We start from the raw sequence: 13,727 nt of genomic DNA, 5'->3' as shown, positions 1-13,727 counted from the left end.
GAGTCACCACCCGATGCTCGATATCGTCGCGGAGGTCACGAATCAGCCCATTCGAATGTGTCCGACAACGCCGCGCGGGTCGTTCGGAAACGATTGGCGGCGTGATCGTGATCGGGGAATCCGAAGGAGATGCCGCACAACACTTTTCGATCTTCGGAGATACCGAAGTGGTCGCGGATGAAATCGGAGTGCGCGGCCAGAGCGGCCTGCGGGATCGCGCCGAGCCCGAGACTCTGGGCAGCCAGCAAAAATGCCCCCACGTACAGGCCGCAGTCCACCGCACCATAGATGCCGAGATCGGCAGGTGAGGTGACGATCGCGGTGTGGGGGGCGTCGAAGAACTCGAAGTTGCGGCGCGCCTCACGGCGGGACGCAACGCGGTCGCCACGAGTGACGCCGACGCTCTCGTACAACTGAAAGCCACACTCGCGACGGCGATCCTGATAGACGCCGGCGTACTGCCGGGGGAACTCGAAGTCAGGAGCCGCCACGGTCGCGGTGGCGGCATGTTTCGTCAGTGCCTGCCGGAATCGCTCAGTGCTTGCCCCCTCGGTCACCACTGTGTGCCACGGTTGGGTGTTGCACCAGGACGGCGACTTCCTGGCGATGTCGAGGACCTGTTCGATCGTCGCTCGTGGCACGGGGTCCGGGACGAATCCGCGACAACTCCACCGGTCTTCGAGAAGTTTGTCGAGCACTGCGGAGTCCGCATTTTCTAGTGTTGTCATGGGATCCATCCGTCGAAGTCATATCCGGTGTGGGCGGTCACCGCACATCGGTGGCGACATCACGCGGGCGCTGCGGGTGCGATCAGAACGTGGCATCGGCGAGTAGCGTAGCTCACATTAGGGCGTTTGACACAGGGATTGGGGCAAGTGCACTATCTAACAGGTAAGGCGTGGGTCTCGCGCACCGTGCTGGTGTGTCGCCTCGGGCGTCAATGCCCCTGAGGGCGCCCTGAGCCAGACAAGACGTTGGCGTGGACCCGGCGTGAGAGGAGCATGGAGCGCAGGCGCCGGAACTGAGAACGGGCGACATAGCATGATGGATTGGACAAGATATGACCCACGTGATCGCGGCTCCTTGTATCGCAGACTATTCGTGCCTGGAGATCTGTCCGGTCAATGCGATCAGTCCGGGCCCGCTCGACGACGCCTTCGACGAGGCCGAGCAGCTCTACATCAACCCGGCGGTCTGTATCGACTGCGGAGCGTGTCGTGACGTATGCCCGGTGCTCGCCATCAGCCAGGAGAAGGACCTACCGCCGCATTGGGCCAACTATGCGGAAGTGAACCGCGAATATTTCGAAACGGATGTCTGACGTGGGCGAGAAACCGTTTCGGATAGCGCTCGTCGGTTCTGGTCCATCGGGGATCTACACCATCGAACACCTTCTTGAACAGCGGCGAATTGCGGTCGAGATCGACGTCATCGAGCGGTTGCCGAATCCGTGGGGGTTGGCCCGGTCCGGGGTCGCCCCCGATCATCCCGAGAAGAAGCTGGTGATCGACCGGCATTTCGCGCATCTGTTGAAGGACTCGAGAGTGCGGTTCTTCGGCAACGTGGAAATCGGGCGCGATGTCGGGCATGCGGAGTTGGTGTCGTGGTACGACGCCGTCGTCTATGCCTCTGGGGCGTCAGGTGACGTCCGGCTGGGGCTCCCGGGCGAAGATCTTCCGGGGTGCTTTTCAGCGCGCGAGTTCGTTGGCTACTACAACGGGCATCCCGATCTTCGCGATCTGCCGCTCGATCTGTCCACCGAACGCGCCGTTGTCATCGGGAATGGCAATGTTGCGATCGACGTCGCCCGGATCCTGACGTTGCCGCTCGATGAACTGGCGCGCACCGATATCTCTGACGTCGCGCTCGACGCACTGCGTACGTCGTCGGTCAGGGAAGTGGTCGTGATGGGGCGGCGTGGCCACCTGCAGGCCGCATTCAAGAACCCGGAGCTGGAGGAGCTCGAGAGGCTGCCTGGTGTCGATGTTGTCGTCGACGCCCGAGGGCTTCCGACGGAGGACGAGATTGCCCGCGAGTCGGATTCGACCGCACGACGCAAACTTCGGACCCTGCTCCGGATGTCCCTACGAGTACCGAGCACCACCGACAAGCGGATCGTGCTGCGCTTTTCCGAGTCGCCGATTCGGATCACCGGCGAAGGACGTGTCGAGGAGGTCGAAGTGGTCCGCAATGAACTCCAGTCCGACCACCACGGACGGCTCCGATCGTTTCCGACGGACGAGAAGCATGTCCTCCGCGCCGGCCTCGTATTCCGGGCCGTCGGCTATCGCGGCGTCGCGCTCCCCGGGCTGCCATTCGACGAAGTCCGAGGCGTGGTCCCCAACGATCATGGGCGGGTGACCGACACAAGTGGGAATTCTTTGCCGCGCGTCTACGTCACGGGGTGGGCCAAACGGGGTGCACAGGGGATCATCGGCAGCAACAAGAAGTGCTCCAGCGAGACCGTCGGACATCTACTCGCCGATCTGACGGAAGAAGCGGTGTCGCCGGGCGCAGTGCCCGCCGACACCGTGCTGAGCCACATCGAAGAGCGAGCCGACGTGGTGCAGAAAAGGGGCTGGATGAAGATTGATCATTCCGAACGCACCAACGGCCGCCCACAGGGAAGGCCGCGCGTGAAGTTCACCGACCGCGAAACGATGCTCCGGTCCGCCACCTCCGAGGGGGTTGTCAAATGACACAAACAAAGTCGACCTTCTGTCGGATCTGTGAACCGAACTGCCCTTTGACAGCGACTCTCGACGACCACGGCGAACTCCTCGAGCTCTCACCCGCCTACGGCCACCCGTCCGGTGGGATCGCCTGCCACAAAGGTCTCGGATTCGCCGACATCCACAACGATCCGGACCGGGCGAACTGGCCCCAGCGACGCGTGAACGCGAAGACCGAGCCGGGTGAGTACGTCAGGGCGGATTGGGACTCGTCCTTGAAGGACATCGCCGTCCGGCTCAAGGCGATCCGGGACGAGTACGGGCCCAACTCCATCGCATTGTTCCAGGGCAATCCGTCGGCGTTCGACTCTGCCGGCCTGCTGACGATGGCACCATTCTTCGACGAGGTCGGCACCAGCATCCGGTTCGGCAGTTCCACGCAGGACATGGCGAACAAGACCACGGGCGCCGCACACATCTACGGTTCGACGGGCTCGTTCCTGATCCCCGACCTCGAGGGCACCGACTACCTGCTCTGCGTGGGAGCCAACCCGCGGGTGTCGCGGTGGACGCTGATGTCCGCGCCGCAGGACAACCTCGATGTGCTGAAGAAGCTGGTCGACCGGGGAGGCAAGGTCCGGTTCGTCAATCCGCGCCAGATCGAATCGTCGATGGCCGAAACGGGTCCGACGACCCTGATCAAGCCGGCAGCCGATGTGTACCTCTTGGCCGCCGTTCTCCATGAGATCCACTCGTTGAAGGGTTTCGACTACGAGGCCATCGGGGCCTACGGCAAGCATTTCGAGGAGTTGCTCGATTTCGTCAACGCCTATTCCCCCGAAACTGTCGAGTACGTCACCGGCGTCTCGGTGGCAGAAACGAAGCAGATCGCGGCCGAAATCGTCGCTGCCCGTTCAGCTATTGTCTACGTCGCGACCGGAGTCAATCAGGGACGGCAGGGGCTTCTCGCGTTCTGGCTGGCCGAGATGATCAACTTCACCACCGGGAATCTCGGTCGTGACGGCGGAATGTTCAAACCGGCTGGACTGAGCGACTACTGCCCTCCCGTGATCGGAAAGACGATCATCCAGACGTCGATCGGCGATCTGGAACTGCCGAACCCCAAGGGATACTCGAAGCTTCCCGCCACCCTCATCGCCGACCTCATCGAAAGCGGCGACATCAAGGCTGTCGTCTGTTGGTACGGGAATCCGTTGCTGACGATCGGCGGCGAGGACCGGATGCGCACTGCATTCGAGAAGCTCGATCTGATGGTGAGCATCGATATCTACCGCAACGTCAGCGGGGAGATGGCCGATTATGTTCTGCCCGGTACGGACTGGCTGGAGCGACCCGACATCAATCTGACCGCGGCCAGCGGCATGCAGCCCACCCCCCACGTGATCTATTCCGAGGCCGTGGTCGAGCCGATGTACGAACGCCGCCACGGCTGGTGGATCCTTTCGCGGATCGCGCAAGAGATGGGTCTCACGTCGCACTTCGACACCCAGCCCGACGACGCGGACGCCACATTCATGTTCGATGCGGTGCTCGCCAACACCGGTCTGAGCGTCGATCAGCTCAAGGCCAGCCCCATGAACACCGCGATGCTCCGGGACAGGGGTAAGGATTCGCTATTCGAGCAGTGCTTGCAGCACCCGGACCATCTGGTCGATTGTTGCCCCCCGGCCTTCACCGAGGATGGCCTGATCGAGCGATGTACAGAGATCTTCGACGAGATGTCGCGCGAGCCGGAAGGCACGCTGAAACTGATCAGCCTTCGGACGAAGTACATGCAGAACAGCGCACTCGTGAACGCACCGAAGTTCCGGCGAGGGCGTAACCGTGACAACCCCCTCCATATGTCCGAAGAAGACGCGGTGGCCCACGACCTCTTCGACGGAGATTCCATCCGCATCTGGAATGAGCACGGCGAGATCGAGTCCCACGTGTACATTGACGGCAGCCTGCGTCGGGGCGTGGTCGCGATGAGCCACGGCTTCGGTACGGGCCGCGCGACGACCATGACGAACGCCGCCCAGAAACCGGGCGCCAACTGCAACATCCTGATGCCGAACGGGGTTGGCTCGTACGAGCCACTCAGCTTCATGTCCTGGCTGTCCGGCGTGCCGGTAGAGGTCGCGAAACTGTAGGAGTGCTGTGGCCCGGCCCGGTGGACACCATCTGAGGGCTTCACTGCAGTGGCGTGCCGGCCGCAATCCCTCTTCCGATTATGCGTTTGACGGTCGACACGGCAACGTCATCCGCGGCGGCGGATCTCTTGATCCAGGTCGTGGCGAGCGCCACCAGGAAGAGATCGCGACCGGTTAGGTCGGGTTGCGCGTAGCCGCTGTTCTGGGCACGTTGCAAGAATGTCCCCGTAGTGGATATCAACCAGTCGCACGACACCGCGAGCGGCGAATCGTCGCCGGCCAATGCCTTTCCGAGCGGATCGGCGAGCCCGTTGAAAGTGTCCAAATAGTTTTCGAGGACGTTGAGCCAGTCATCGAGCTGCGCCCCGGCGTCGGGCATTTTGCCGATCTCTTCGATCCGCGCGATCGTGTCGCTGTCGCGTAGTTCGAGCAACGCTGCGATCAGATCCTCACGCGTCGGGAAATGCCGATAGAGCGTGCCAGATCCGATCTCGGCGTCCTTCGCTATCGCATCGAGGGACGCGTTGATACCGCTTTTCTTGAAGTGCCGCAATGCGATTCGGAGAATCTTCTCACGGTTCTCCTGCTTATCGATCCGGGTTTTGCGTGTCACTGTTCACTCGGTCTCGTCGTCGGCTGTCGTTGCTGCATCAGAGAGACCAGTGTAGTGGTGTGGTCGTTGGATCAGAGTTCACTCTACGGTGGGCTTGTCCGCGCCGACCGGCGCTTCGGCCACCGGAGCCGCATCTTCCGGCAGACGAGTCAATTCGGTCGCCGATGACACAGGCCTCGTGATGAACAGCGATGCGACCACCGCGAAGAGCGTGATCACGCCGCCAACCATGAACGCGACCTGTCCGCCCTCGGCCGTGGCGGTTGAAGTGTCGGCTCCATCTTGCTCCCGGGTCGCCGCCGAGGCGACCAGCACCGAGATGAGGATCGCCGTGCCGGCGGCGCCGGCCAGTTGCTGGATCGTGTTCATGATCGCGCTTCCGTGCGGGATGAGCGCTGCGCGCAATGACCCCAAAGCCGTAGCCATCGCCGGCGTCCAGACAAACGACTGGCCGGTGCACATCACGAGGTGAGCTGCGAGGTACACCCATACCGAGGTGCCGGGTCCTAGCGTGGACATGAACCACAGCGACGCCGAGACAACGACGGCGCCGGAGATGACGAACGGGCGCGGCCCCACCCGGTCGTAGCAGCGGCCGACGATCAATGAGACGATCGCGATGGCGGCGCCACCGGGAGCCATGAACAGGCCGGCCTGAAGGGTACTGAGTCCGAGAGATTCCTGGAGGATCAGCGGCATGACGAGGATGACGCCAAATGCGGTCATCGTGATGAACGCCATGATCGCCGCCGAGGCGGTGAACGCCTTGCTCGCGAACGCCCTCATGTCCAAGAGGGCGTTGTCGGTGCGTTGGAGCGCCGTCTGACGCAGAACGAACAAGCCGATGACCACGACACCGAGCGTCAGCGGGATCCACGGCGCGACAGGTGTTGCGCCTTCCGCGGATTCGCCGAATGTGGACAGGCCGTAGACCAGCGCGGCGAAACCGAGCGCCGACAGCGCGACCGAGAGGGCGTCGAGCTTGACGGTGCGCGTATCGGTGACGACACGGATCATGCGTGCGCCCATTGCCAGGCACACCAGCGCAATCGGCAAGATGATGATGAATAGCCAGCGCCAGCCGAGTTGGTCCACGACCAGTCCGGACAGGGCCGGGGCAAACGCCGGAGCGCCGCCGATCACGACAGTCACCACTCCCATGATCTGGCCCTGGCGGGCCGGCGGAACCAAGATCATCGTGGTACTGAGAAGCAGGGGCATCATGACCGCCGTGCCGGCGGCCTGGATGATGCGCCCGGCGAACAACATTTCGAAACCGGGAGCGGATGCCGCAATGAGGGTGCCGACCGAAAACGTGGCCATCGCCGCGATGAAGAACGCGCGGAGCCGGAATCGCTGCATCAGGAATGCGGTTGTCGGGATGACGACCGCCATGGTGAGCATGTACCCGGTGGTCAGCCACTGGCCAGTGCTGGCCGTGACGCCGAGGTCGTCCATCAGATGCGGCAACGCGACACCGAGCGCCATCTCGTTCATCAGGACCACCAGGGTGGAGACGACGAGGACGCCGATGGCGACCGCGCTGCTCCTTCCCAGCCGATCGCCTGACCGGTGGGAAACTTTATCGCTGACTTTGAGCGAGCCGGGGTGGGCTTCTGTGCTGTGCATCTGGTCCTCGAAACACGTTGACATGCGAGATCGGCAAGCCCGCCAAGACAGAGTAAAAACGGAGACCGAGTCCGTATAAGAAAAATATACGGAGAGTGGCTCCGTTAAGTCAACTCATGTCGGCCGTCGAGCACGCTGTGTCAGTCTGGAACGAGTGAACTGTAGGGCGCTCGATCAGTGCCCGGAGGTGCCTCCGTCCACAGCCAACGTCGAACCGGTGATGTAGCTCGATGCATCGCTGGCCAAGAAGACGACTGCGGCGTCGATCTCGCCTTGGGTGGCCGTACGGCCGAGTGAGCAACCCCGGAGGAACTCGGAGAGGGTCTCCTCGCTCATCTCCTCGGTCATCTCGGTGTCTACGAAACCGGGAGCAAGAGCGTTGACACGTATGCCTTTTCGGCCCGACCACTGGTTGGACAGATCACGTGTGAGTCCGAACATGCCGGCTTTGCTCGACGAGTACGCGGCCTGGGGGAGTGACGATTTGACCAAACCCAGCATGCTCGAGATGTTGACGATGCTTGACCCTTGTGGCATCACGCGGGCACACGCCTGGGCCGTCCAATAGGCCCCGAAAAGGTTGACATCAAGAACGGCGCGGAACTGTTCGGGCAGCTCTCGGCTGGCGGGTATGGACGTGGTGATACCGGCGTTGTTGACCAGGACGTCGATCCCACCGAACTCGGCCACGACCGCGGCAGCGAGGTTGTCACATTCGGCAGGGTCGGTGACATCGGTGGGAACAACAAGACAGGCGCGCCCCATCTCCCTGACTGTCTGCGCGACCTCCTCGAGGCGATCACGCCTGCGAGCGGCGATGGCGACGTCGGCGCCGGCATCCGCCAGGGCGCGGGCAAATCCAGCCCCGAGCCCGCTGCCGGCGCCGGTGACGACGGCCACCCGTCCATCCAGGCGGAAACGGTCGATGATCGTGGTATCTGTCAATGCTCGTGCCTCACCTTGTCGTCTCGTGGTTGCCGGGCGGGATGGCTGGATCGGAAGGTATTCTTGCTCAGCCGAACACTGGCGGAAGGCCATCGGAGACGGCCTGCGGAAAGACGGGTACCCGTTTCTCCAGGAATGCCTCGACACCCTCTCGGACGTCATCGGACACCCCGCGGATGTAGATAGCCTTGGATTCGGCCGCGTGGGCGACCTCGGGTCCCGAAGCGCCGAGCATCTGCCACATCAGTTGACGCGTGAGCGCGACGGAGACCGGCGACGTTCCGGCGATCAGTTCGTTTGCGATCGCGATTGCCCGGTCGAGCACTTCATAGGCGGGCACGACTTCCCGCACGAGACCTCGCTCGAGTGCTTCCGCAGCGGAGACCATCTTGCCGCCGATCGCCCATTCCAGCGCGGTCGAGATCCCGACAATCCGAGGGAGAAACCAATTGGAGCACGCCTCAGGAACCAGCCCACGGCGGGTGAACACAAAACCGAATTTTGCTGTGTCCGAAGCGATGCGAATGTCCGCGGGCAGTGTCATGGTCACACCGACCCCGGCGGCCGGGCCGTTGATGGCCGCGATCACCGGTTTGGTCGAGCGGTAGATCCGCAGACTCACCACGCCGCCCTGATCGGGCGGAGCCTCACCGCGGCCCTGGTCGTCGAGCACGAACGTTTCACCACCGGCCGCGAGATCGGCCCCTGCGCAGAATGCCCGGCCGGACCCCGTCAGCACCACCGCCCGCACAGAATCATCGGCGTCACAGTCGTTGAAGGCATCGAGGATTCGATCGTGCATCTCGCTGGTGAAGGCATTGAGCCTCGCCGGCCGGTGCAACCGGACAATGGCGACTGCACCGCGCTTCTCCACCTCGACGACGGTGTCGGTGGTGCCATCGGTCATGGTCGTTACTCCTTGTTTCGCGGCGCATCCGCCGAGTGTTATCACCCGGCGACCATCTGTGGATCAGTTCTTCATCAGATCGCGATGGATGATCTCTTTCATGATCTCGTTGGTTCCGCCGTAGATCCGAGCGATCCGAGCGTCGATGAAGGCCTTTGCGACCGGGTATTCCATCATGTAGCCGTATCCGCCGTGCAATTGCACACCCGCATCAATGACCTGGCCCTGAAGGTCAGTGGCCCACATCTTCGCCTTCGCCGCGTCGACGGCCGTCAACGTGCCCGCGTTGTGGGCACGCACGCACCGATCGATGTAGGCCCGGGAAACCTCGATCGCGGTCCGGAGGTCGGCGAGGGTGAACCCGAGACCCTGGAACGAGACGATCGGCTTGCCGAATGCGGTGCGCTCCTTCACATAGGCAAGGGTCCAGTCGAAGACCGCCTCCGCCGACGTCTGTCCGGCGACACCGATCCCGAGTCGTTCGAGCGGCAGGCTCTGCATGAGGTAAGCGAAGCCGGCACCGATCTCGCCGAGCACATTCGACGCCGGTACCCGGACATCCTCGAAGAACAGTTCCGCGGTGTCCTGTGCGTGAAGTCCGACCTTGTTGAGTTTGCGCCCCCGGGTGAAGCCGGGAGTCCCGTTTTCAACGACGAACAAGCTGAATCCCTTGGAACCCGCGTCGCGGTCGGTCTTGGCGAACACGATGACCAAGTCGGACAAGATGCCGCTGGTGATGAAGGTCTTGGACCCGTTGAGAACCCAGAAGTCTCCGTCCTTGCGTGCGCTCGTCTGGATCGCCCGTAGATCGCTGCCCGCCGCCGGCTCCGTCATGGCGATCGCACCGATCGTCTCACCGGTGGCGAACCCGGGGAGCCATCGCTCTCGCTGCTCGGCATCGGCATGGCGCAGAAGATAGTTCAGCACGATGTCGTCATTGGTCGAGAAGCCGGATTGGAGTGCGGATGCGCCGACGCGCGCGATCTCGGATTGGATGACGACACGGTAGCGGTAGTCGGTTTCGCCGGGGCCGCCGTATTGTTCGGGAACGGCGAGGCCCAGGATGCCCTGCTTGCCGGCGGCGATCCAGGTGTCTCGATCGACCAGGCGCTGTTCGTCCCAGCGCTCCATCTCCGGGACCACGTGCTTACCGACGAAACCGCGTACGGATTCGCGGAAGACTTCGTGATCTTTCTCGAAAAGATCGCTTTCCATGTTCGACTCCTTGCGCGGGTAGCGTTATCCCGCAGTAGATATCAGCGTGTGTGCATGCGTCGTCCCCGGAGGACTGGTTCCCTCCAGGGACGCGAGAAAAGTGTTCAGCGGGTGCTGAAGTAGACCGACTTGTTGTTGTAGTACGGGTTGATTCCCTCGGGTCCCAGCTCCGCTCCGATGCCGGAGGACTTCACACCGCCGAACGGTGCGGCCAGGTCGAGGGCGTAGTAATTGACCCCGACGGTGCCGCTCTCGATACGACCGGCGATCTCCAATCCATTGTCCTCGTCGGTGGTCCAGACCGTTCCGGCCAGTCCGTACTGCGAGTCGTTGGCGATGGCGATGGCGTTGTCTATGCCGTCGTAGGGCGTGATGGTGAGGACCGGCCCGAAGATCTCGTCCTGCGCGATGCTCGCCGAATTGTCGACGTCGGTGAAGACCGTGGGTTCGACGAACCATCCGACCGGTTGGGCCTCGGGGGTCGAGCCTCCGATCGTGGTTTTGTAGCCGGCAGCGATTCCGGCGTCGATGTGGCCGAGCACCCGGCTCCGATGGACCGAGCTGACCAGAGGTCCGATATCGGTGCCGTGGTCGAGCGGGTTGCCGACAGTGAGTCCGCGGACGGTTTCCGTGACGGCCTCGACGACGTCGCTGTAGCGCGAACGCGGCGCGAGGATCCGCGTGCATGCGTGGCAGGTCTGTCCGTTGTTGATCAGGGACACCGGGAGCAACTGGGAGGAGAACACGTCGAGGTCGGCGTCTTCGGTCACGATGGCAGCGGACTTGCCGCCGAGTTCGAGTGTCACCGGCCGCAGGAGTCGCCCACAGGCTTCGCCAATCGCCCGGCCGGCCGGGGTGGAACCGGTGAACGCGACCTTGTTGACACCGGGATGTTCCACCAGATAGGCGGATTCCTCACGGTTGGCGGGGACGATGTTCAGGACTCCGGCGGGCAGGCCGGCCGCCTCGGCGGCGTCGGCGAAGATGAAGGCGTCCAGTGCGGTTTCTGGTGCCGGCTTGAGCACCACCGTGCAGCCCGCGGCCAAGGCCGGCGCAATTTTCATCCCGGCCAAGGGGTGCGGGTAATTCCACGGCGTGATGGCGGCGACGACGCCGACCGGTTCGCGCCGGACCACTGTGCGTCCACCGCGGGCACTCGGACGTACGTCGTCGCCGGACGTCTTGCGGATCAGGTCGGCGTAGTAGGCCACCATGCGGGCGGGGCCGTGCCCGGAAACCCTCGCCGACAGGCTGATCGGCATCCCGTTCTCGCGGGTCACCAGTTCGGCGGTGATAGCTGCCCGGTCAGTCAACTCGGCCGAGAAGCGGTCCAGTAGGTCTGCGCGCTCAGCGACCGTCAATGCTCCCCAGGTACCGGTCAGGGCCGTTTGCGCAGCCGCCACCGCACTGTCGATGTCCTGGCGGGACGCGAGTGCGGCGCGCCCCAGAGGCTGCTCCGTGGCGGCCTCGATGACTTCGACGAAGTCGCCACTGCGTGGAGTGACCCAGCGTCCATCGATGAACAGGTGAGTGCGGTCCGTGATGGCAGTGTCCATGTTAATTTCCTCGGGTTGGTGTCTGGAGCCAAAGCATCGTCGCTGTGGTCTACGGGCGTCATCAATCCTGCCCGTGCAGCGATCACGCCGGTCTGTCGTTGCTCGGGGTCTGAGGCAACGTCAGCGCCTCGCGTCTGCGCGCGTCGCGTTGCTGGTGTCGTTCGTGTCGTTCGGTGTACAGGCGCTCGGTTTCGGGGGAGAGGGGTGCTTCGACAATGGCAGAGACGACATCAGTGATGCGGCTGACGAACAGTTGATCGTCGAAATGCTGTGGCTGGCCGGCTCGGCGTGCGAGCTCCACGGTCGTGAACGTCAGTGCGGTGTAGCGGGTATGGAGTTCGGCGGCACCGGGCGGGAGGAACTCCGCGGCCTGGCGGCGCCACCGCCACATACTCGTGCCGGTGTCGACGAAGATCCCGCCCGGCGGTGGGCGCTGGACCACCTGGGCGTTGATCCGTAAGAAATGTCGACCGTCCTGGTCCTCGAGTTCGCGGGCGAGTGGGCGGACCATGATCGCCGCGATCGTTCGGCGATCGGGAATGCCCGTGGCCTCGTACTGGTCGAGCATCGCCTCCCGGCGCGTGTCGACGCGGGCCTCGTGGGTCGCCAGGATTGCGGCGATCAGGCCTTCCCGATCTCCGAAGTGGTACTGGATGGCGGTGGCGTGCTTGACGCCGGCTTCGCGAATGATCTCGCGGAGGCTGACGGCATCGAGCCCGCGCTCGGCGAAGAGCTTCCTCGCAGTCGTCAGCAATCGCGACCGAGCCCCTTCGCTGGTGACCGTCATATCATCCCATCGTCCAGACCTGCCGTCGTCGACGGTGATCATCGAGCTGACCGCGTTCCCCGGATGTGTTGCCGGAATGCGCAGCCGTTCGTCGATAGTGCATCCATATCAGATTTTCTGTCAAGCGCACTATCAAAGAGTGAATTCCGTCGATTTGGCAGGGTGCCACCAGTGCTAATGCGCGCCACAAACAGGTGGCGGGTACTCACAGATGTGGCCCGGGGCCGTGATCAGTAGGTGGCTGCTGTGTGTTCGAGGTGGGTGGCGAGTTTGTGTTGGGCTGCGGCGCGGCGGGTGGGGAGGTGTTCGGTGGGCCAGAGTCCGGGGTTGGGGGTGGTGTTTTTGAGGAGTTCTTTGGCGACGATCATTTGGTGGATTTCGGTGGGGCCGTCGGCGAGGGCCATGACTTCGGCGTTGGTGAGTAGGTCGCTGAAGGGCATTTCGTTGGAGATGCCGAGGCTGCCGTGGAGGTGCATGGAGCGTAGGACGACGTTGTAGTAGACCTTGGGCATGGCGGCTTTGACGGCGGAGATGTCTTTTTTGACGAGGTCGTAGTTTTGGTGTTTGTCGATGAGCCAGGCGGTGCGTAGGACCAGGAGTCGGAATTGTTCTATTTCGATCCAGCTGTCGGCGATTTTTTCTTGGGTGAGTTGTTTGGAGCCGAGGGTGCCGCCGCGGAGTTCTCGGCTGGCGGCGCGTTCGAGCATCATGTCGAAGGCGCGGCGGACTTGGGCGATGGTGCGCATGGCGTGGTGGATGCGGCCGCCGCCGAGGCGGGCTTGGGCGATGGCGAAGGCGGCGCCTTCTTCGCCGAGGAGGTGGTCGGCGGGGACGCGGACGTTGTTGTAGCGCATGTAGGCGTGGGAGGCGGTGTCGTCGGATTCGGTGCCGACGCCGACGTTGCGGATGATGTCGACGCCGGGGGTTTCGGCGGGGACGATGAACATGGACATGCCGCCGCGGGTGCCTTTGTCGGGGTCGGTGAGGGCCATGACGATGAAGAAGCGGGCGTAGCGGGCGTTGGAGGAGAACCATTTTTCGCCGTTGATGACCCAGGTGTCGCCGTCGCGGACGGCGGCGGTGGTGAACAGGCCGGGGTCGGAGCCGGCGTGGGGTTCGGTCATGGAGTAGCAGGAGGAGATGTCGCCATCGAGGAGGGCGCGCAGGTAGCGGTCTTTTTGTTCGGGGGTGCCGTAGCGGGCGAGGATTTCGGCGTTGCCGGAGTCGGGGGCTTGGCAGCCGAAGACTGA

The 13,727-nt window shown here is 63.4% G+C and carries 12 protein-coding genes; 3 read left to right on the top strand and 9 right to left on the bottom strand.

Features of this window, described 5'->3' with window-relative positions; all coding sequences use genetic code 11:
- Positions 1 to 35: 35 nt before the first annotated feature.
- On the bottom strand, positions 36 to 737 hold the full coding sequence (locus H290_RS0117155; protein WP_020108056.1) for a nitroreductase family protein: 702 nt from the start codon (positions 735 to 737) through the stop codon (positions 36 to 38).
- A gap of 323 nt (positions 738 to 1,060) precedes the next feature.
- On the opposite strand from H290_RS0117155, the gene H290_RS0117150 reads away from it, so the two are divergent.
- From H290_RS0117150 to H290_RS0117140, 3 genes are read left to right on the top strand one after another with little or no spacing between them, the layout of a single operon-like run.
- Positions 1,061 to 1,321 carry a 4Fe-4S binding protein gene (locus tag H290_RS0117150; RefSeq protein ID WP_020108055.1) on the top strand — a complete coding sequence of 87 codons (261 nt, stop codon included), beginning with the start codon at positions 1,061 to 1,063 and terminating at the stop codon, positions 1,319 to 1,321.
- 1 nt (position 1,322) lies between these two features.
- The gene (locus tag H290_RS0117145) at positions 1,323 to 2,699 is read left to right on the top strand and encodes an FAD-dependent oxidoreductase (protein ID WP_369758831.1); all 1,377 of its coding nucleotides are present in this window, start codon (positions 1,323 to 1,325) and stop codon (positions 2,697 to 2,699) included.
- 47 nt (positions 2,700 to 2,746) lie between these two features.
- Positions 2,747 to 4,825 (top strand): molybdopterin-dependent oxidoreductase, encoded by a 2,079-nt coding sequence (locus H290_RS0117140; protein ID WP_020108053.1) that lies wholly within the window; start codon positions 2,747 to 2,749, stop codon positions 4,823 to 4,825.
- Positions 4,826 to 4,865: 40 nt separating this feature from the next.
- On the opposite strand, the gene H290_RS28915 is transcribed toward H290_RS0117140, so the two are convergent.
- The 8 genes from H290_RS28915 to H290_RS0117100 form a co-directional block, all read right to left on the bottom strand.
- A complete protein-coding gene (locus H290_RS28915; protein ID WP_020108052.1) occupies positions 4,866 to 5,438 on the bottom strand; it encodes a TetR/AcrR family transcriptional regulator in 573 nt (190 codons plus the stop codon).
- 78 nt (positions 5,439 to 5,516) lie between these two features.
- On the bottom strand, positions 5,517 to 7,067 hold the full coding sequence (locus tag H290_RS0117130; protein WP_155976896.1) for an MDR family MFS transporter: 1,551 nt from the start codon (positions 7,065 to 7,067) through the stop codon (positions 5,517 to 5,519).
- Positions 7,068 to 7,241: 174 nt separating this feature from the next.
- Positions 7,242 to 8,012: an SDR family NAD(P)-dependent oxidoreductase gene (locus H290_RS0117125; RefSeq protein WP_028463316.1), complete on the bottom strand. Its 771-nt coding sequence runs from the start codon at positions 8,010 to 8,012 to the stop codon at positions 7,242 to 7,244.
- Positions 8,013 to 8,079: 67 nt separating this feature from the next.
- Positions 8,080 to 8,919, bottom strand: coding sequence for an enoyl-CoA hydratase-related protein (locus H290_RS0117120; RefSeq protein ID WP_020108049.1), 840 nt, complete (start codon positions 8,917 to 8,919; stop codon positions 8,080 to 8,082).
- Between the two features lie 63 nt (positions 8,920 to 8,982).
- Positions 8,983 to 10,134 (bottom strand): acyl-CoA dehydrogenase family protein, encoded by a 1,152-nt coding sequence (locus tag H290_RS0117115; protein WP_020108048.1) that lies wholly within the window; start codon positions 10,132 to 10,134, stop codon positions 8,983 to 8,985.
- A 104-nt stretch (positions 10,135 to 10,238) separates the two neighbouring features.
- Positions 10,239 to 11,690 (bottom strand): aldehyde dehydrogenase, encoded by a 1,452-nt coding sequence (locus H290_RS0117110; protein WP_020108047.1) that lies wholly within the window; start codon positions 11,688 to 11,690, stop codon positions 10,239 to 10,241.
- A gap of 82 nt (positions 11,691 to 11,772) precedes the next feature.
- The gene (locus H290_RS28910) at positions 11,773 to 12,477 is read right to left on the bottom strand and encodes a helix-turn-helix domain-containing protein (protein WP_020108046.1); all 705 of its coding nucleotides are present in this window, start codon (positions 12,475 to 12,477) and stop codon (positions 11,773 to 11,775) included.
- Positions 12,478 to 12,707: 230 nt separating this feature from the next.
- Positions 12,708 to 13,727, bottom strand: a 1,020-nt coding sequence (locus H290_RS0117100) for an acyl-CoA dehydrogenase family protein (RefSeq protein ID WP_020108045.1), incomplete at its 5' end; no start/stop codon positions are given.

The sequence above is a fragment of the Nocardia sp. 348MFTsu5.1 genome (genome assembly GCF_000383535.1).
Classification (GTDB): domain Bacteria; phylum Actinomycetota; class Actinomycetes; order Mycobacteriales; family Mycobacteriaceae; genus Williamsia; species Williamsia faeni.
This window is presented reverse-complemented; position numbering and strand designations above follow the sequence as displayed.